The sequence below is a fragment of the Paraburkholderia sp. FT54 genome (assembly GCF_031585635.1).
Taxonomy (GTDB): Bacteria; Pseudomonadota; Gammaproteobacteria; order Burkholderiales; family Burkholderiaceae; genus Paraburkholderia.
In genome coordinates this window covers 3,854,949-3,874,561 of record NZ_CP134195.1, presented here as the reverse complement: position 1 = coordinate 3,874,561, position 19,613 = coordinate 3,854,949, and the positions used below count along the sequence as shown (strand labels likewise).

At 63.1% G+C, this 19,613-nt stretch carries 17 protein-coding genes; 12 read left to right on the top strand and 5 right to left on the bottom strand.

The genetic code is table 11. The features are described 5' to 3' along the window. Window positions 1-12: 12 nt before the first annotated feature. Window positions 13-1,020, top strand: a complete 1,008-nt coding sequence (gene lipA, locus RI103_RS17795) for a lipoyl synthase (RefSeq protein WP_310813212.1) — start codon at window positions 13-15, stop codon at window positions 1,018-1,020. 231 nt (window positions 1,021-1,251) lie between these two features. Here the strand turns inward: lipA and RI103_RS17790 are convergent, their stop codons facing one another. Further along, window positions 1,252-1,935 (bottom strand): HAD family hydrolase, encoded by a 684-nt coding sequence (locus RI103_RS17790; RefSeq protein WP_310813211.1) that lies wholly within the window; start codon window positions 1,933-1,935, stop codon window positions 1,252-1,254. Between the two features lie 228 nt (window positions 1,936-2,163). Here RI103_RS17790 and RI103_RS17785 point away from each other — a divergent pair, with 228 nt between their 5' ends. Continuing rightward, the gene (locus tag RI103_RS17785) at window positions 2,164-3,831 is read left to right on the top strand and encodes a Na/Pi cotransporter family protein (RefSeq protein ID WP_310813210.1); all 1,668 of its coding nucleotides are present in this window, start codon (window positions 2,164-2,166) and stop codon (window positions 3,829-3,831) included. A 27-nt stretch (window positions 3,832-3,858) separates the two neighbouring features. Here RI103_RS17785 and RI103_RS17780 read toward each other — a convergent pair whose 3' ends face one another. Next, window positions 3,859-4,629, bottom strand: coding sequence for a DeoR/GlpR family DNA-binding transcription regulator (locus RI103_RS17780; protein WP_310813209.1), 771 nt, complete (start codon window positions 4,627-4,629; stop codon window positions 3,859-3,861). A gap of 268 nt (window positions 4,630-4,897) precedes the next feature. Here RI103_RS17780 and ugpQ point away from each other — a divergent pair, with 268 nt between their 5' ends. From ugpQ to RI103_RS17740, 8 genes are all read left to right on the top strand, one after another. After that, complete coding sequence (gene ugpQ / locus RI103_RS17775) at window positions 4,898-5,683, top strand: glycerophosphodiester phosphodiesterase (protein ID WP_310813208.1); 786 nt, start codon at window positions 4,898-4,900, stop codon at window positions 5,681-5,683. A gap of 105 nt (window positions 5,684-5,788) precedes the next feature. Continuing rightward, the gene (locus RI103_RS17770) at window positions 5,789-6,904 is read left to right on the top strand and encodes an ABC transporter substrate-binding protein (protein WP_310813207.1); all 1,116 of its coding nucleotides are present in this window, start codon (window positions 5,789-5,791) and stop codon (window positions 6,902-6,904) included. A 149-nt stretch (window positions 6,905-7,053) separates the two neighbouring features. Beyond that, a complete protein-coding gene (locus tag RI103_RS17765) occupies window positions 7,054-7,992 on the top strand; it encodes an ABC transporter permease subunit (protein ID WP_310813206.1) in 939 nt (312 codons plus the stop codon). Further along, complete coding sequence (locus RI103_RS17760) at window positions 7,989-8,780, top strand: ABC transporter permease (protein WP_310813204.1); 792 nt, start codon at window positions 7,989-7,991, stop codon at window positions 8,778-8,780. Before RI103_RS17765 ends, RI103_RS17760 begins: the two co-directional genes overlap by 4 nt. Window positions 8,781-8,852: 72 nt before the next feature. After that, complete coding sequence (locus RI103_RS17755; protein WP_310813203.1) at window positions 8,853-9,923, top strand: ABC transporter ATP-binding protein; 1,071 nt, start codon at window positions 8,853-8,855, stop codon at window positions 9,921-9,923. 403 nt (window positions 9,924-10,326) lie between these two features. Then, window positions 10,327-11,607, top strand: coding sequence for a dicarboxylate/amino acid:cation symporter (locus RI103_RS17750; RefSeq protein WP_310813202.1), 1,281 nt, complete (start codon window positions 10,327-10,329; stop codon window positions 11,605-11,607). Between the two features lie 54 nt (window positions 11,608-11,661). Next, window positions 11,662-13,662 carry an ATP-binding protein gene (locus tag RI103_RS17745; RefSeq protein ID WP_310813201.1) on the top strand — a complete coding sequence of 667 codons (2,001 nt, stop codon included), beginning with the start codon at window positions 11,662-11,664 and terminating at the stop codon, window positions 13,660-13,662. A gap of 17 nt (window positions 13,663-13,679) precedes the next feature. Then, window positions 13,680-15,032 carry a sigma-54 dependent transcriptional regulator gene (locus RI103_RS17740; protein ID WP_310813200.1) on the top strand — a complete coding sequence of 451 codons (1,353 nt, stop codon included), beginning with the start codon at window positions 13,680-13,682 and terminating at the stop codon, window positions 15,030-15,032. A 76-nt stretch (window positions 15,033-15,108) separates the two neighbouring features. On the opposite strand, the gene RI103_RS17735 is transcribed toward RI103_RS17740, so the two are convergent. After that, window positions 15,109-15,639 (bottom strand): TlpA disulfide reductase family protein, encoded by a 531-nt coding sequence (locus tag RI103_RS17735; RefSeq protein WP_310813199.1) that lies wholly within the window; start codon window positions 15,637-15,639, stop codon window positions 15,109-15,111. 340 nt (window positions 15,640-15,979) lie between these two features. Between RI103_RS17735 and RI103_RS17730 the strand changes: the two genes are divergently transcribed. Then, the gene (locus tag RI103_RS17730; protein WP_409076953.1) at window positions 15,980-16,519 is read left to right on the top strand and encodes a hypothetical protein; all 540 of its coding nucleotides are present in this window, start codon (window positions 15,980-15,982) and stop codon (window positions 16,517-16,519) included. 342 nt (window positions 16,520-16,861) lie between these two features. On the opposite strand, the gene RI103_RS17725 is transcribed toward RI103_RS17730, so the two are convergent. Both RI103_RS17725 and RI103_RS17720 read right to left on the bottom strand, forming a co-directional pair. Next, a complete protein-coding gene (locus RI103_RS17725) occupies window positions 16,862-18,460 on the bottom strand; it encodes a YifB family Mg chelatase-like AAA ATPase (RefSeq protein ID WP_310813197.1) in 1,599 nt (532 codons plus the stop codon). Window positions 18,461-18,581: 121 nt separating this feature from the next. Continuing rightward, entirely contained in the window at window positions 18,582-18,836 is a 255-nt protein-coding gene (locus RI103_RS17720; RefSeq protein WP_310813195.1) for an accessory factor UbiK family protein, read from the bottom strand. Between the two features lie 425 nt (window positions 18,837-19,261). On the opposite strand from RI103_RS17720, the gene RI103_RS17715 reads away from it, so the two are divergent. Then, complete coding sequence (locus tag RI103_RS17715; protein WP_013088261.1) at window positions 19,262-19,600, top strand: P-II family nitrogen regulator; 339 nt, start codon at window positions 19,262-19,264, stop codon at window positions 19,598-19,600. The last annotated feature ends 13 nt before the right edge of the window (window positions 19,601-19,613 follow it).

Here is a 19,613-nt window from a genome sequence, read left to right as displayed (position 1 = left end):
TGGACCGAACGAATGACTGACGTTACCGCGAACCTCGCAGCTTCCTCCACTCCCGACGCCGTGCCGGCTTCCGCCGCTGCCTACGACGCCACCGCGAAGCAGAAGGCGCAGGCCAAGACCGCCCGTATTCCGATCAAGATCGTCCCGATCGAAAAGCTGAAGAAGCCCGACTGGATTCGCGTGAAAGCGGCGACCGGCAATTCGCGCTTCTACGAAATCAAGCAGATCTTGCGCGAGCACAATCTTCATACGGTGTGTGAAGAAGCGAGCTGCCCGAACATCGGCGAATGTTTCGGCAAGGGCACCGCGACCTTCATGATCATGGGCGACAAGTGCACGCGCCGCTGCCCGTTCTGCGACGTCGGCCACGGTCGCCCGGATCCGCTCGATGTGGACGAGCCGGGTAACCTCGCGCGCACCATCGCCGCGCTGAAGCTGAAGTACGTGGTGATCACCAGCGTCGACCGCGACGATTTGCGCGACGGCGGTGCGGCCCACTTCGTGGAATGTATCCGTCAGACACGCGAGCTTTCACCGGAGACGCGCATCGAAATTCTGACGCCGGACTTCCGTGGCCGTCTGGATCGCGCGCTCGGCATTCTGAATGCCGCACCGCCCGATGTGATGAATCACAATCTCGAAACGGTGCCGCGTCTGTACAAGGAAGCGCGCCCGGGTTCGGACTACGCGCATTCGCTGAAGCTGCTGAAGGACTTCAAGGCGTTGCATCCTGAGGTCGCCACCAAGTCCGGTCTGATGGTCGGCCTTGGAGAAACTGAAGAAGAGATTCTGCAGGTGATGCGCGACCTGCGCGAACACGACGTGGACATGCTGACGATCGGTCAGTACCTGCAACCATCGGAACACCATCTGCCGGTGCGCTCGTACGTGCATCCCGACACGTTCAAGATGTACGAAGAAGAAGCGTACAAAATGGGTTTCACGCACGCAGCCGTGGGCGCGATGGTTCGTTCGAGCTACCATGCAGATTTGCAGGCACATGGAGCCGGCGTAGTCTGAATGTTTTAGCTAGCTATCAGTTGAGAAAAGCCTGCATGTGTTGCAGGCTTTTTTCTTTTGGGCGGTCAGACTTTTGATTGCTGCCACCGCGCATCTTTGCGCTTGTCTGAGAAGAGCTACCGGTAATACCGAGCGAGGAACGTGCAGACCGAAGCGAGCGTTCCGCCGATGATGGAGTGGCGGCTCGTATCATGGAAAGGGCGCGCATAGCGCGGCGGCCGCGGCTCAGGCTCAGGCAAACAGATCGATCACCGGCCAGCCGCGTTGCGTGGCGATGGCACGCAAACGCGCATCGGGATTGGTCGCGACCGGATTCGTGACGCGTTCCAGCAAGGGGATGTCGTTGATCGAATCGCTATAGAACCAGCTCTGCGGGAAATCCTGCAGACGATGCCCGAGCGAGGCCAGCCAGCTCTCTGTACGCTCGACCTTGCCTTCACGGAAGGTGGGTGTGCCGACCGCCGTCCCCGTAAAGCGCGCCAACGGATCGCCGCCTTCAGTGCCAAGTTCGATTCCCAGCAGATGCTCGAAACCGAGCGCCTTGCCGATCGGCTCCGTGATGAACACATTGGTGGCGGTAACGATGCAGCACAGGTCGCCCGCGTCCAAATGGCGTTGCACGAGTTCGCGCGCTGCCGGCAGGATGGCCGGCGCAATCACTTGCTGCATGAACTGCGCATGCCACGTGTCGAGCTGCTCGCGCGAGTAGCAGGCCAGCGGCGCCAACGTGTAGTTCAGGTACGCGGCCATGTCGAGCGTGCCGGCCACATACTGCCGATAGCAATCGTCGATTTCGCGCGCGTGCCGCGCGGCGCCTGCTATACCCAATCCGGCAATGAAGTGGGCCCACGCCTGATCGCTATCCAGTGGCAGCAACGTGTGATCCAGGTCGAATAGCGCGAGGTTGCGGCTCATCCAGAGTCCTCGTGGTCAGGTGGTCAGATGGTCAAGTGGTCGAACTCACCGCATGACTGACCATGAGCCGGCACACAGCAATCCAAAGCTTGGCACGAGCCTATATTTAAAAGCACAAAATTACAATAAGGCAAAATTGTGCAACACTGCTGTCATATACGCCCCGGGTGCCGGTTCGCGCGGCATGCGGTTCGGGTCAAGGCAGCAGGAACGGATGCGCAGTGCTCTATGTTGATTCTCCTAAACCTTCTGGCCGGCGTGGCGCTCCTCGTGTGGGGCTCGCACATTGTGCGCACCGGCATCCTGCGGGTCCTCGGCGCCGATCTGCGCAGCGTGCTGGGGCGCAGCACCAGTAGCCGCTGGCGGGCTTTCCTCTCCGGTGTCGGCGTCACGAGTCTCGTGCAGAGCAGTAATGCCACCGCGGTGATCGTCACCTCGTTCGCGGCGCAGGGACTGCTGCCGCTCACCAGCGGCCTCGCGATCATGCTCGGCGCCGACGTCGGCACCGCGTTGATGGCGCGAATCCTCACACTCGATCTATCCTGGTTGTCGCCGATCCTGATTCTGCTCGGCGTGCCGCTCTTCCTGTCGCGCAAACAAACCCGTCTCGGCCAGGCCGGCCGCACGTTGATCGGCCTCGGTCTGATTCTGCTGGCGCTGCGTCTGATCGTCGAAGCCGCCCAGCCCATGATGCAGGGCGCCGGCGTGCGCGTGATGTTCGGTGCGTTGACCGGCGACACCATGCTCGACGCACTGGTCGGCGCCGCATTCGCCATGCTGTCCTATTCGAGCCTGGCCGCCGTCTTGCTGACCGCGACGCTCGCGTCATCCGGCGTGATTTCGCTGAAGGTCGCGCTGTGCCTCGTGATCGGCGCGAACCTCGGCAGCGGCTTGCTCGCGCTCCTCGGCGCCGTCGCGCAAAACGCAGCGGCGCGGCGTCTTGCGTTGGGCAGCTTTGCGTTCAAACTGGCCGGCGCATTGCTGATCTTGCCGTTCACCTCGCTGCTCGCGCGCGGCCTGCCGGTGCTGATCGCAAATCCCCGTGAAGCCACGGTCGGCTTTCACCTGATCTACAACACGCTGCGCTGTTGCGCATGCCTCTCGCTGATCGACCCGGTGGCGCGCGTCTGCGTGCGCGTCTTGCCCGACCGGCCGGTGCCGAATGGCGAACTGCGGCCGCTCCATCTGGATGCCGCCGCGCTGTCCACGCCGACGCTCGCGCTCGCGCATGCCGCACGCGAGGTGCTGCGGATCGGCGACATCGTGCGCACCATGCTCGACAATGTCACGGACCTGATCCATCACAACAATCTGGACAAAGTGCGCGAAACGGTCCGCATGGACGACGACGTTGACGAGCTTTACGCCGCGGTCAAAACCTATCTGACGCTGATCTCACGCGAGCAACTCGACGAAGCCGATAGCCGCCGCTGGACCGACATCATTTCATTGACGATCAACCTGGAGCATGCGGGCGACATCATCGAGCGGATCGTGGGCGACATCGAGGAAAAGAAAATTGCTCACCGCCTGTCGTTTTCGGAGGAAGGGCTGGGTGAACTGGACGACTTGCAGGCACGGCTCGTCAGCAATCTGCAGCTTGGCCTGTCGGTGTTTCTGAACAACGATTTGCGTTGCGCCGAGCGCCTGCTGGCGGAGAAGGAGCGCTTTCGCGATCTGGAGCGCGCGTATTCATACCGGCATCTGGACAGACTCACCGGGCAGACCTTGCGAAGCATCGAGACGAGTGCACTCCATCTGGATCTGATCAGTGACATGAAGCGGCTCAATTCACTGTTCTGCTCGACCGCCTATCCGGTACTCGACGCAGCCGGCGCGTTGCACGACACCCGCTTGCGCAAGCGTTCGCTCGACACGATGCATGTGAGGGAATAGGCCTCAAATCGTCGTCGGGTCTAAGCCCTAAGCGAGAACGATCTCTTCGAGCTTCTTTTTCAGCGATGCAAATTCGGCGGCCTCGGCCGCCTTTTTGTTGGTGACCAGCACGTCGATCCGATCCACCGGGCAGTACGAGATGCGGCTGCGCTGGCCGATCTTGCTGTAGTCGGCGAGAATCACCACGCGGTCCGCGTTGGCGACCATGGCGCGCGCGACTTCGGTTTCGGCGCGATCGTAGTTGGTCGCGCCATGCCGGTGATCGATGCCGACCGGCGACAACAGCGCGAGGTCCGCGCGATAGCGCTGGATATCGAGCACGGTGGTAGCGCCGGTGGTCGCCATGGCGCGGTCGCTGATCGAGCCGCCGAGCAGGATGACTTCGTTGGCGGCCTCGGTTTGATCGACCGCGCCGCGCATCTTCAGCGCGACATCGATTGAATTGGTGACGATGGTGAGGTTCGCGAGCTTGGCCAGTTGTTCGGCCAGCGCAGCGGTGGTGGTGCCCGCGTCAATGAAAAGCGTCTGGCCGCTCGCGATCAAACCGGTAGCCGCTTTCGCAATCGCCGTTTTGGATTTGACGCGCATGTGGGCGCGCTCGGCAATCGGCGCTTCGTCGGCGGGTTTGATTGCGCCGCCGTGCACGCGCCGCAGTTCACCAAGCGCTTCGAGGTCGAGCAGATCGCGCCGCACGGTTTCGCGCGATACCCCGAGGTCCGCCATGATCCGTTCCGTGGACACGCGTTGAAGCGTGGACAGCAATGCGCGAATTCTCTGATGACGGTCTTCCTGCCACATGCATTTTTTCCCTGGATGTGTACGCGCGTTGGCTCAGCTTGTATTGAACTGCGATATCGTGGTCACGAATGTGTGTCCGAACGATGTCAAGCCTACTACTCTGGTTGAATTGTGTTGTATTTTTTTGGCAGCTTGCAACTTTGTGTATTTCAACTTAGCCTTCGCAAACTGAAGCGCTGTGGCTGTTTCGAACATCAAAAAGCGGTAGTGGCGGCCGGGAACGTGTCGAGAGCATAGTCAACCCGCTCTATCTGAAAGGTAACGAGACGTGGGAAACGGGATTAATCGCACCTTATCCGCAGACTGGCCTTATCCGCGACTGGCCGCGCATCGCTGCGGCGGCACGCTGGCGCCGGAAAACACGCTGGCCGGTTTCGACGCCTGCGTGCGCTATGGCTACCGCATGGTCGAATTCGACGCCAAGCTCTCCGCCGACAACCAACTCTTCCTGCTGCACGACGACACACTCGAGCGCACCACCAACGGCCATGGCGCCGCCGCCGACCACACCTGGCAGCAACTGGCCGGGCTCGACGCCGGCTCATGGTACGGACCGCAATTCGCCGGCACGCGTTTGCCGACGCTCGCCGAGGCGGCCGGGCGTTGCGCGCGCGACGGCATTGCCGCCAACATCGAAATCAAACCGTGCCCGGGCCGCGACGCGATCACCGGGACTTTGGCGGCAAGCGGCGCGTTGACCTTGTGGCAAGGCCAGACGCCGCCGTTGCTGTCATCGTTTTCGTTCGAGGCGCTCGCGGCGGCGCGCGACGCGGCGCCGTCGCTGCAACGCGGCATGCTGTTCGACGAAGTGCCTGACGACTGGCTGCGCATCGTGCGTGAACTCGACTGCGTGTCCTTTCACGCGAATCAACGCCACCTCACCGAGCGGCTGGTGGCGGAGATTCATGCCGCCGGCCTGCGCGTGCTCGCCTACACGGTCAACGAGCCGGCGCGCGCGCAACTGCTCGCGCAATGGGGTGTCGACATGATTTGTACAGATCGCATCGATACACTGCGACACGACATGTTGTCTGCGCCGTCAAAGCCGGCCTGAGCGACATGGCGCGGGCGCGCGCGCAAGCGTACACAGGCGCATGCCTCCAAGTTCGAACTAGAATTTTCCAAACGTAGCAATTTCGGCAGAGGATGGGGAACGACTATGAACCGCACCGCGTTAGCTCGCATACTTTCGATGTCGGCCGTTGCGGGTGTCACCGCCGCCGGCGTCAGCAGCAGCGCTTCGGCCGCGCCGCTCGACGCACTGATCGCCGCCGCCAAGCAGGAAGGCCAACTCACCGTGATCGCGCTGCCGCACGACTGGTGCAACTACGGCGAACTGGTCGCCGGCTTTCAGAAGAAGTACGGCATCAAGATCAACGAACTGAATCCGGACGCGGGTTCGGGCGACGAAGTCGAAGCCATCAAGGCGAACAAGGGCAACAAGGGCCCGCAGGCGCCCGACGTGATCGACGTGGGCCTGTCGTTCGGTCCGTCCGCGAAGGCCGAAGGGCTGCTGCAGCCGTATAAGGTCGCCACGTGGAACTCGATCCCGAAAGAATCGAAGGATGCCGACGGCTATTGGTATGGCGATTACTACGGCGTGCTCGCGTTTGAAGTCAACGCCGACATGATCGACAAGGCGCCGACTGACTGGAGCGATCTGCTCAAGCCGGACTACAAGAACGCCGTCTCGCTGGCCGGCGACCCGCGCTCGGCCAATCAGGCGATTCAGGCCGTATATGCCGCGGGCCTGTCGCAAAGCAAGGGCGATGCGAGCAAGGCCGGACAGGCCGGCCTGACGTATTTCGCCAACCTGAACAAGAGCGGCAACTTCGTGCCAGTGATCGGCAAGGCGGCATCGCTCGCGCAAGGCACCACGCCGATCATCGTGCGCTGGGACTACAACGCGCTGGCCGACCGCGACACGCTGAAGGGCAATCCGAAGGTGAATGTGGTGATTCCGAAGACGGGCGTGGTCGCCGGCGTGTACGCTCAGGCGATCAGCGCTTATGCGCCGCATCCGAACGCAGCCAAACTCTGGATGGAATACCTGTACTCCGACGAAGGCCAGATCGGCTGGCTGAAGGGTTACTGTCATCCGATGCGCTACAACGAACTGGTGAGCGGCAAGAAGGTCCCGCAAGCGTTGCTCGACAAACTGCCGCCGCCGTCGGCTTACAAGAACGTGGTGTTCCCGACCCTCTCGCAACAGGACGCGTACAAGGACACCATCACGAAGCACTGGGACGAAGCGGTCGGCGCGAACGTCAAGTAAGCGGCGTAGCGTGAGTCGCGGCGGCCGCGGAACACGCGCGCCGCGACGCAGAACAACCGTAGCGTGAAGTTTTGCCGCCCCGGCGCGCCGCCGCTCATGACGAGCGCGGCGCGCCGGGTGCGTTTGCCAGATTGCCCCAAGGGTGAGCTATGAGCGCTTCATCGGATGCTGGACCGGTGCAGCCGGAATTGCTGGTTCCGCCTGTGCCGACCCCAACGCCTCGCGTCGACGGTCCGGGCCGCGCGTCGCAGTTACTCGCCTGGATCGGCGTGGTGCCGTTCTTCACCTTTGCGCTGCTGTTCCTGATTCTGCCGACCGGCTTCCTGATGGTCGGCGCCTTTCAGGATTCGCGAGGCCATTTCACGCTCGCCAATTTCCGCGACCTGCTCCAGCCGACCGTGATGGACGCGTACTGGATCAGCTTCAAGGTGAGCGCCGCTTCTTCGCTCGGCGGCGCGGTGATCGGCTCGCTGCTCGCATGGGCGGCGGTGCAAGGCAAACTGCCCGGCTGGATTCGTCCGACCTTGATGACGTTTTCGGGCGTCGCCTCGAACTTTGCCGGGGTGCCGCTCGCGTTCGCTTTCATCTGCACTTTGGGGCGCGTCGGACTCGTCACGGTGCTGTTGAAGAAATACCTCGGCTTCAATCTGTACTCGACCGGCTTCAGCATTCTGAGCTTTTCCGGCTTGACGCTGACCTACCTGTATTTCCAGATTCCCTTGATGGTGCTGATCGTCACGCCCGCGCTCGACGGCCTGAAGCGCGAATGGCGCGAGGCCTGCGATTGCCTCGGCGGCAGCCCGTATCAATACTGGCGCTACGTCGCTCTGCCGGTGCTGTGGCCGAGCGTGCTCGGCGCCGCGCTGCTGCTGTTCGCCAATTCGTTCGGCGCGGTTGCCACGGCCTATGCGCTGACTGGCAGTTCGTTGAACATCGTCACGATCCTTTTGTATGCGCAGATTCGCGGCGACGTGATGCACAACCAGAACCTCGGCTATGCGCTCGCCCTTGGCATGGTGCTCGTCACCGGCCTCTCGAATGGCGGCTACATCTGGCTGCGCTCGCGCGCCGAAAGGGGACGTCGATGAAAAGCCAATCGCGTGTGGGCGCGTGGACCGCGATGATCGTCGGTTCGCTGTACTTTCTCATTCCGTTGATCGCGACGTTCGAGTTCAGCCTGCGCATGAAGCGCGGCACCTATAGCTTCGAAGCGTACAGCGTCGTGCTCGGCGATCCGCGCTTTCAGGCCTCGTTCGGCTACTCGATTCTGATGGCGCTGCTGACCATCGTGGTCGGCGTGCTGCTGGTGGCGCCGACCGCTTACTGGGTGCAGTTGCGTTTGCCGAAGCTGCGGCCGGTGGTCGAATTCATCACGCTGTTGCCGCTGGTGGTGCCGGCTATCGTGATCGTGTTCGGCTATCTGCGCATCTATAACAGCAGTTCGATTCTGCCGCTCACCGGCAACGAGCGCGCCACCGACCTGCTGCTGGTGTTCGGCTACGTGACGCTCTCGCTGCCGTACATGTACCGCGCCGTCGATGCCGGTCTGCGAGCGGTCGACGTGCGCTCGCTCACCGAAGCGGCTGAATGCCTGGGCGCGAACTGGCCGACGATTCTCTTCAAAGTGATCTTCCCGAATATCCGCTCGGGCATTCTGTCCGGCGCGTTTCTCACCTTTGCGGTGGTGATCGGCGAATTCACACTGGCGAGTCTGCTCGACCGTCCCGCATTCGGTCCGTATCTGCAATTGATCGGCGCGAACCGCGCATACGAACCGTCGGCGCTCGCGATCATCGCGTTCGTGATCACGTGGGCGTCGATGGGGCTGATTCAGGTGTTCGGCTCGGCCCGCGCAATGAGCGGCCAGAAGGTGTGACCGATGAGTGTGACCGATGAGTTTGGTCAACGAGTTTGATCCAATGAGTTTGACGGACTGAGGCAGCGCATTATGGCATTCCTTGAGATCGAAAATCTGCATAAGTCCTTCGGGGCGAACATTGCGCTGCATCACTTCGACATGCAGATCGAACGCGGCGAGTTCATTACTTTCCTCGGGCCGTCCGGCTGCGGCAAGACCACGGTGCTGCGCATGATCGCCGGCTTCGAGACGCCGACGCGCGGCATCATCCGGCTCGACAACAAGGACGTCACGCACCTTCGCACGCGGCAACGCAAGGTCGGCATGGTGTTCCAGTCGTATGCGCTGTTTCCGAACATGACGGTAGCCGAGAACATCGGCTTCGGGCTGAAGATTACGCATCGGCCGCAGGCGGAGATCAACAGCCGCGTCGAGGAGATGCTGCAATTGATCAAGCTGCCGCATCTGGGCGGGCGTTATCCGTGGCAATTGTCGGGCGGCCAGCAGCAGCGCGTGGCGCTTGCGCGGGCGCTCGCCGGTAAGCCGCAAGTGTTGCTGCTCGACGAACCGCTCTCCGCACTCGACGCCAAGATCCGTATCTCGTTGCGTCAGGACATTCGCGCGTTGCAGCGCGAACTCGGCATCACGTCGATTTTCGTCACGCACGATCAGGAAGAGGCGCTGTCGATTTCCGACCGCATCGTCGTGATGAACGAGGGCCGCGTCGAACAGATCGGCTCGCCCTCGGAGATCTACAACTTTCCGCGCACGCGCTTTGTCGCGTCGTTCGTCGGCACGTTGAATATTCTGGCCGGGCATGTGGTCGATCCGGCGACCGGCAAGATGGTGGTGGACGGCCAGGAGCTGACCACGACGCAGGAGTTGCCGTCGGACGACGCGGGCAAGAAGCGCCTGCTCGCGCTGCGGCCCGAAGCGATCGTGCTGGAGCCGGCCGCGCCTGGCCGCAACACGCTGAACGCCACCGTCGAGGAGGTGAATTTCCTCGGCGCGGTGGTGCGCATCAGAACCCGCGTGAAAGACGCCGTGATTTCGCTCGACGTCTTCAACGATCCGAATCGCGGTTTGCCCGAACGCGGGCAGCCGGTGTCGCTCGGCTTCTCGCATGAGAATTTGCTGGTGCTGGAAGAGGGTAGCGTTTAGAGGTTGCAGGACGGACGGCGCGCTTGCTTCCGGGCAAGACACGCCGTAGAAAGCCTTACGGGTTATCCCGAAGCTGCCGTCCCGGTGGATTCCGGATTCCCCGACAGCCCTTTTCCGGATTTCCGGAATCCCGGACGGCGTATCCCGTGAAGCGCCAGAAAACCCATGAAAATCAAGGCGCCGAACCCAGCATCGAGCTGGCATCGACCTTGCGAAATAGAGATCGCGGCCGCAACGGTCCGACAACTAAAGCAAGGAGACAACGATGTCCGATTTCCCTTCCCGGTATTTCTGAATTCGTCCCTTGTCGCGGCCTAATGCCGTGCACAGGCGTGACGACTATTCGTTCGCATGATGCGCAGCGTGGCAGGCCATTGAGCTCATCCACATCGCAGGAACCATCGTGAAGAAACCTATCCACAAAGTGCTGTACGTCCAGGTGATCGTGGCGATCATCATCGGCATCGCGCTCGGGCATTTCTACCCGAATCTCGCCGTCGACATGAAGCCGCTCGGCGACGGCTTCATCAAGCTGATCAAGATGGTGATCGGGCCGATCATCTTCTGTACGGTGGTGACGGGTATTGCCGGCATGGAAGACATGAAGAAGGTCGGGCGCGTCGGCGGCAAGGCGCTGCTGTACTTCGAAATCGTTTCGACCTTCGCGCTGGTGCTCGGCCTGATCGCCACGCACGTGCTGAAGCCGGGCGTCGGCTTCAACATCGATCCGGCCACGCTCGACGGCAAGGCGGTCGCGTCGTACGCCGCCAAGGCGCACGGCCAGACCACGGTCGACTTCCTGATGCACATCATTCCGGACACGCTCTCGTCGGCATTCGCGCAGGGTGAAATCCTGCAGATCCTGCTGATCGCGCTGCTGTTCGGCGCGGTGCTCGCGACGGCCGGCGAGAAGGGCAAGGCCGTGACGAACTTCATCGACGGGCTCTCGCATATCCTGTTCGGCATTGTGCGGATCATCACGAAGCTGGCGCCGATCGGCGCGTTCGGCGCGATGGCCTTCACGATCGGCAAGTACGGTATCGGCTCGCTGTTGCCGATGCTGAAACTGATCGGCACGTTCTATCTGACCTCGATCGTGTTCGTGGTGGTGGTGCTCGGCATCATCGCGCGCGCGGTGGGCTTCAACATCCTGCGCTTCGTTGCGTACATCAAGGAAGAGATGCTGATCGTGCTCGGCACGAGTTCTTCCGAAGCGGCGCTGCCGCAACTCATGCTGAAGCTAGAAAAGCTCGGCTGCTCGCGTTCGGTGGTGGGCCTCGTGGTGCCGACCGGCTATTCGTTCAACCTCGACGGCACCAACATCTACATGACGATGGCCGTGCTGTTCATCGCGCAGGCCACCAACACCGACCTCACGTGGACGCAGCAGCTCACGCTGCTGGCGGTGACGATGCTGACCTCGAAGGGCGCGAGCGGTGTGACCGGCGCGGGCTTCATCACGCTGGCCGCGACGCTGGCCGTGGTGCCGACCATTCCGCTGTCGGGCATGGTGCTGATTCTCGGTATCGACCGCTTCATGAGCGAATGCCGCGCGCTGACGAACATCGTCGGCAACGGTGTGGCGACGGTGGTGGTGTCGGCATGGGAAAAGGAACTGGACCGCAGCAAGCTGAACGCCGCCTTGCGTGGCGACGTGGCGGTCAAAGAGCCAGCCCGCGTTTAAGCCGCGCATCGAAAACGTCTTCCAGCGCAACCTCACGGCCGCGGACACCAGCGTATGAAACCGGTGCCCGCGCGCCAAACCCTCACGCCGTCGGCCGACGAGGCTTGCGCCGACGACGCGTCGCCTTATGCCACAATAAACGATCCCCACCGATCGGATATTGCCAACGTGACGCGACGCCTGCTGATCCTCTTCGCGCTCGTCGCTGGGCTCGTGGCGGCGTGCGGGCTCACGTACAGCATCGCGTGGCAAAGCGGCATCGACCATTTGCGGCGCAACGCCGCGGTGCGAGTCGACCGTACGACCAGCGCGCTGAAGAGCACGCTCGAACGCTATGAATCGCTGCCTTATCTGCTGGCGGAACATCCCATCGTGCAAGACGTGCTGGTCGATCCCAGTCCGGCGAATGTCGCGCGCGCCAATGTTTATCTCGAAGACCTGAACCGCCACGCGCGCGCCACGGTCACCTACATCATTCCGCTCGACGGCGTTTGCGTCGCGGCGAGCAACTGGCGCGGGCCGGGCACCTTTGTCGGCGCGGGCTATCAGTTCCGGCCGTATTTTCTCGATGCGGTCAAAGGCGGCGTGGGCCGCTTCTTCGGCATCGGCACGATTTCTCAGGCGCCTGGCTACTACATCTCGCAGCCGGTGCGGCGCGACGGCAAGATCGTCGGCGTGGCGGTCGTCAAACTCGATCTCGAATGGTTTCAGGGCGCGGATGCGTCCGAGCCGCTCGTCGTGACCGACGATCACGGCGTGGTTTTTCTCTCGTCGATGCCGGCGTGGAAATACCACACGATCCGGCCGCTGTCGGGACCGGTCGCCGATTCGATCTACCAGGCGCGTCAATACGCGCAGCAGCCGATTGCGCCGCTGCCGGTGTCGATCGAGCGGACCCTCGAAGGCAACGCGCAGATCGTGCGTATCGGCGGCGGCCGCTATGCGCCGCGCTATCTTGCGTCGCGGCGCGGCATGGGCGAGCCGGACTGGCATCTGATCACCATGTCGCCCGTCGACCCGGTCGACGCCGACGCGCGCAAGGCGACCATCGTCACCGCCTTCGGCTACGTGTCGCTGGTGTTGCTCGCGTTCTACTGGAGAATGCGCCGGGCTCGCGTGCGCGAGGTGATGCGCAGCCGCGCGCTGCTGCAAAAGGCCTATGCGGAACTGAACCGGCGGGTCGCCGAGCGCACCGCGGATCTCTCGCAGGCGAACGAACAGTTGCAGAAGGAAGTGGCCGAACGCACGCGCGCCGAGCAGGAGTTGCGCGCCGCGCACGATGAACTGATCCAGGCGAGCAAGCTCGCCGCGCTCGGTCAGATGGCCGCCGGCATCACGCACGAATTGAATCAGCCGCTCGCCGCGTTGCGCGGTTTTTCGGACAACACGCGTGTGCTGCTCGAACGCGGCGACCAGGCGTCGGCGCGAGAAAATCTCGAAGCTATCGCCGCGCTCACCGAGCGCATGGGCAAGATCACCAATCAGTTGAAACTGTTTGTCGGACGCGCGCGGCCACGCAGTGCGCGCGCGCCGATCTTACGGGCGCTGCGCAACGTCGTCGCGCTGTTGCAAAAGCGCTTGCAGGGCGTCGAGGTCGAATTCGCTCTGCTCGATGTGGAGAGCGGCACGCGCACGCCGCTGAGTCTCGCCGACGATCACCCCGAACTGATCGCGCACTGCGACGATCTGCGGCTCGAACAGGTGCTGATCAATCTGCTCGGCAACGCGCTCGATGCGACCGCCGACGTGCACCCGCCGCGCATGTCGATCGAGATCGAAGTCGCCGAGACGAATCTGTCGTTCGCCGTGAGCGATAACGGTCCCGGCATTGCCGACGACGTCCTGCCGCGTCTGTTCGAGCCGTTCTTCACCACCAAGGAAATGGGCCAGGGACTCGGGCTTGGACTCGCGATATCGTCGTCGATCGCGCGCGATTGCGGCGGCTCGCTGGTGGCGCGCAACGCGCCGCACGGCGGCGCATTATTCGTGTTGACGCTGCGCCGCGCGCGCGTGCAGACGAGCCATACATCGGACCCGCTGACCACGGGCTCCTGAATCACACGGAAAACGCCATGCTGAACCACGGCCTGCAAGTGCTGTATATCGAAGACGACGAACTGGTGCGGCGCGCCAGCGTGCAAAGTCTGCAACTGGCGGGCTTCGACGTGATCGGTCATGCCTCCGTGGAGTCCGCCGCGAAGATGATCAGCGCGGACTTCTCCGGCGTGATCGTCAGCGACATTCGCTTGCCGGGCGCAAGCGGCCTCGATCTGCTTGCGCAATGTCACGAGCGCGCGCCCGACGTGCCGGTGATTCTGGTGACGGGCCACGGCGATATTTCAATGGCCGTTCAGGCGATGCGTGATGGCGCGTACGACTTCATCGAAAAGCCCTTTGCGTCCGAACGTCTGATCGAAACGGTGCGGCGCGCATTGGAGCGTCGCAAGCTGGTGCTGGAGAACCTCGCACTGCGCCGTGAGTTGGCGGAACAGAATTCGGTGGCGCCGCGCATCATCGGCAGGAGTCCGGCCATCGAACAGGTGCGGCGGCTGATCGCCAATGTCGCGCCGACCGACGCCTCCGTGCTGATCAACGGCGACACCGGCGCGGGCAAGGAGTTGATCGCGCGCAGCCTGCATGAACTGTCGCCGCGGCGTGACAAGCCGTTTATCGCGGTGAACTGCGGCGCGCTGCCGGAGCCGATGTTCGAGTCGGAGATGTTCGGCTACGAGCCGGGCGCTTTCACCGGCGCTGCGAAACGCCGTGTCGGCAAGCTCGAACATGCATCTGGCGGCACGCTGTTTCTGGATGAAATCGAGAGCATGCCGCTCGCGCTGCAGGTCAAGTTGCTGCGCGTGCTGCAGGACGGCGTGCTGGAACGGCTCGGCTCGAATCAGCCGATTCGCGTGAATTGCCGCGTGGTCGCCGCCGCCAAGGGCGATATGGCCGAGCACATCGCGGACGGCTCGTTCCGGCGCGATCTGCTGTACCGGCTGAACGTGGTGACGATCGCGCTGCCGCCGTTGGGCGAGCGTCGCGAGGACATCGTGCCGCTCTTCGAGCACTTTCTGCTGGACGCGGCCGTGCGTTATCAGCGCCCCGCGCCGATCCTCACCGATCGTCAGCGCGCCGGTCTGATGCAGCGCGACTGGCCGGGCAACGTGCGGGAACTGCGCAATGCCGCCGACCGCTTCGTGCTCGGCATCGCGGACGATCCGGTCATGTCTTTCGGCGACGACGGTGTAGCCACGCAGCCCCTGAAGGAGCGCGTCGAACAATTCGAGCGGGCGGTGATCGCGGAGGCGTTGGCACAGACCGGCGGCGTGGTCGCGGTCGCGGCAGACAAGCTGCAGCTTGGCAAGGCGACGCTCTACGAGAAGATCAAACGGTATGGCCTCGCGGCCAAAGGGGAAGGGGAGCGGTGAGGATGTGAAAACGCCGGCGTCGAGATCGACGCCGGCGTTTTTGAATCAGTGGGAATCGGTCAGGCGCGCTGCGCGTTCAGGCCGCTTTGAGCGCCTTTTCCAGCAACTGGTCGAGTTCCGCGAATTGCGGTTCGCCGACATAGCGCTTGAGAATCTTGCCGTCCTTGTCGATGAGGAACGTGGTCGGCGTGAGCTGCACGTTGCCGAACTGCTTGGCGGCCGAGCCGTCGTCCATCGCCACCTTGAACGGCAACTGGCGAGTTTGCGTGTAGTTGGCCACGTACATCGGCGCGTCGTAGTTCATGGCCACGGCGACGAATTCGAGACCTTGACCCTTGAAGCGGTTGTAGGTCTGGACCATCTGCGGCATTTCCTTCATGCAGGTATCGCAGCTCGTCGCCCAGAAGTTGACGAGGTAGACCTTGCCTTTCAGGTCGGCGGTGGAGACTTTCTGGCCGGACAGTAACGTGAAGGTCGCATCAGGCACGCGCTGCTGGCCGGCAAACGCGAAATAACCGGCGATGGCGATTGCAACGGCCACGGCGGCAATGATCATGTAGCGAAGCGGACTCGCGCGCCGGGCGGCGGTGGACGGTGTGGAGCTCATGAACGGAACCTCGAGAGTCGCGCGGAACGCGCGGGACAGTGCGTCGGTTTGGGTTTTCGGCCCGGTGCCGAACAGCGTCGCTATTGTAGCCCCATTCCGGCGGCGCGGCAGGACGTCGGCTGGGAGCGGATAATAGGGTTTTACGCTCTCGTCAGTCCGATCTTCTGTCCCCATGTTCCGAACTGTTTTTCGCGGTAGTCGCGGTGGTCGCGTTAGTCGCTTTCTCGCTCGAATTTCGTCCTGTGTTACTTATGCCTCGCCGGCTCGTTTCCTAGGCCGCTCGCCGCGCCGGATCGAGACAGGCGAGCGGCCTGTCGGCGCCACGCATCGGCTGTCGGGCATGCGCGCCGTCTTGCGTGCGCTGGTCTGCACCGTGGCGTTAGGCGCCGCGTTGAGCGCCTGCTCGCCGACTTTCGACTGGCGCACCATCATGAATAACGACAACGGCTACACCGTCGACCTGCCGGCCAAACCGGACAGCGATCAGCGGGCCGTGCAGATCAACGGCACGCCGATGCAGATGGCGATGCAGACGGCCGAAGCCGGCGACGCCGTCTTCGCGGTCGGCACCGTGATGCTGCCGAACGACGACGAAGCCACCCAGCGCGCCGCGCTCGATTTCCTGCGCACCGGTCTCGCCCGCAACGTGGGCGCCGCGCCTGACGCGCGTGCCGTGCAGATCCCGCTCGCGGCCGGCGGCCAGGTGCTCGGCCTGGAAATGAAGCTGAGCGGCGAGGCCGGCTCGCAGCGCGAGGCGCGCACCGTCTATGCCCGGCTCGTGGCGCGCGGTCGGCATGTCTATCAGGCGGCGATCATTGCATCCAAGCCGCTGCAGCAGGAACAGGTCGACCAGTTTTTTTCGTCGTTCCAACTATATTAAGAGCGGTATTTTTGGCCGATTCGGCACGTGACGGCCGCAACGAACGCGCTGCGCGTAGTGAAAGTTCCTTCGCAGCATCGTGCGCTAATTCCCGGTTTACGTTGAAGTTTTCCCGTTACTCACAGTCCCTGTGGATAACTCTGTTGAGAACTCGGGCAAATTGGCCGGAGATGCCCATTCTGTGGGCACTCTGTCAGTTTCGGGCCGCTCGATGTCGCTAAAAAAGCTCAATAAAATCAATGCCTTTTGGATGCGGTCCACAGCGTACCTTTCAGATGTTTCAAAATCTGTCTGGAACGTGTGCATGTGCATAAGTCAAGTCTTGACAGCCTCTTTTTCGCCTCATAAGGAGCCAAAGGCCCGGCGATATTGGATCGCTTCGCCGATCTGCGCGGCGCTCGGCATGGGCGTGCCGGCAAGGTCGGCGATGGTGCGCGCCACCTTCAGAACCCGGTAGTATGCACGCGCCGACCAGCCGAAGCGCTCTCCGGCTTCGCGCAGCAATGCCTCGCCCGCTGAGTCGGGGCGGCAGACCTCATCCACTTCCCGTCCTCCCAGTTCACGGTTGGTTTTGCCCTGACGGCTCAATTGCCGCTCGCGGGCGCTGCTGACGCGCGCCGCAATGGCAGCGCTCGTCTCGCCGGCCGCCGTCGAACGGGCGGACAGTTCCGCTGGCGTGAGCGCTGGAATCTCGAGCTGGATGTCGATCCGGTCGAGCAACGGGCCGGAAAGCTTGCGCAAATAGCGCGCAGCGATCTCGGGTGTGCAGCGGCAGCGGCCGTTGGGATCGCCGCGCCAGCCGCACGGACACGGATTCATGGCGGCGATCAACTGGCAGGATGCCGGGAAATCCGCCTGCAACGCGGCGCGTGAAATCGTGATGCGGCCGGCTTCGAGCGGCTCGCGCAGCGTTTCGAGAACATGGCGATCAAATTCAGGGAGTTCGTCGAGAAAGAGCACCCCCAAATGCGCCAGCGTGATTTCACCGGGCTGCGGTGGGTTGCGCCCGCCGACCAGCGCCGCGGCGCTCGACGAATGATGCGGGGCGCGAAACGGCCGCCGACGCCATTGCGATGGCGAGAAACCGGCCCTGCTGGCCGACAGCAAGGCGGCGGAGGCGAGCGCTTCGTCGTCGGTCATGGGCGGCAGCAGGCTTGGGAGGCGGGCGGCGAGCATTGATTTGCCCGCGCCGGGCGGCCCGACCAGCAGGACGTGATGGCCGCCGGCCGCGGCAACTTCCAGCGCCCGGCGTGCGCCGCGTTGACCGATGACATCGCCCATATCGGGTACGACGGCGGCTGAGCTTTCGTCGAGCTCGGGCGCGGCGACTGGATAGAGCCTCGCGTCCGGCGCTCCCGCGAGATGAGCGCACAGCGAAGGCAGATCGGCGGCGCCGTAGACATCGACGCCGGGCACGAGCGCCGCTTCCGCCGCGCTCGCGGCGGGCAGATAGAGCTGAGGCGTGGAATGAGCGGACGTTTCGCCCGTGGCAAGCTCGCCTGCAATCCCGGCGGCTTGCGGCGTACCGCCGCCTTGAGCCACGGCGCTGCGTGCCGTTCCGCACGCCATGGCGAAAGCGCCGCGCATCGGCCTGAGCGCACCAGTCAACGACAGTTCGCCCGCGAATTCGCGATGCAGCAACGACTCAGCCGGAATCTGGCCGCTCGCCGCGAGAATGCCCAGCGCGATCGGCAGATCGAAGCGGCCGGACTCCTTCGGCAAATCGGCGGGCGCGAGGTTGACGGTGATGCGTCGGACGGGGAAGTCGAAATCGCAGTTCTGTAGCGCCGCGCGCACGCGCTCGCGGCTTTCGCGCACTTCCAGATCAGGCAGGCCGACGATCGAAAAAGAGGGTAATCCGTTCGCGAGGTGGACCTCGACGGTTACTTCGGGCGCGCGGCCAGAGGCCGGCGTGCGACTGCGCACCACGGCAAGCGACATGTTTTCTCCCGTCGGACGGCGCGCCGAGGGCGCGCGCAAGTCCCCTAAAACGCTGATGACGTCACGGCTCGCTTGCCTGTGATGTGCAGCATTACGCGGCGCCTACGCCGCGAGCAAAGCGTTACGACGTTTGAGTGACCGGCAGCTTCTGTTCGAGCTCGGCGACGCGGCGCTCCAGCTCTTCCAGACGAGCGCGCGTGCGCACCAGCACCTGGGTCTGGGTATCGAATTCCTCACGCGTGACCAGATCGAGCTTCGAGAAACCCTGCGACAGCATGGCTTTGACGTTGCGTTCGACATCCTTGGCCGGCGAGTTCTTGAACAGATCGCTCATACGAGCCTGAAAGTCGTTAAAAACATCGTTCGGTTGTTTCATGGTGTTCCCCTTGGTGCACAAAAAATGTGCATGTTTCATTGCGCCTGTGCTTTGCGACAGCAAATGGGCGGTGTTGGTGCATGGCCCGTTGTGTGCCGCCGCCGCATGAGCCCGTTTGGTGCGCGCCCGTGCGTTCAAGACCTTCGAACACTCTAGCAACGATCCATACGCCGCGCCAGCGCGCCCCCGCCAACGTTGGCCGTCCGGCCAGGGCGGCTTGCGCCCCTTGTGCGACGGCCACGGTGCGGAGTCTGACACAACATGGCATGCGAGTTGCTGTTACTGCCCCGCGCGCACTGCCGGCGCTGTTTACCGGCAGCGGGACGAGACCACGCGAACGTGTTACGGGAACGCACGAGAGTTACGCAACGAGAGTTAGGCAACACGGTTACGCAAACGGGTTACGCAACTAAGCGAGGGATTTCATGAAACTCATTACCGCAATCATCAAGCCGTTCAAGCTCGATGAGGCGCGCGAAGCCTTGTCGGCCATCGGCGTCTCGGGCATCACGGTGACGGAAGTCAAAGGTTTCGGTCGCCAGAAGGGCCACACGGAACTGTATCGCGGCGCTGAATACGTCGTCGATTTCCTGCCGAAGGTGAAGATCGAGGCCGCGGTCTCGGACGACATCGTCGACCAGGCGATCGAGGCGCTCGAGCGCGCCGCACGTACCGGCAAGATTGGCGACGGCAAGATCTTCGTCACGCCGATCGAACAAGTGGTTCGGATCCGCACCGGGGAGACCGGCGCGGACGCTCTGTAATACCAAAAGATAG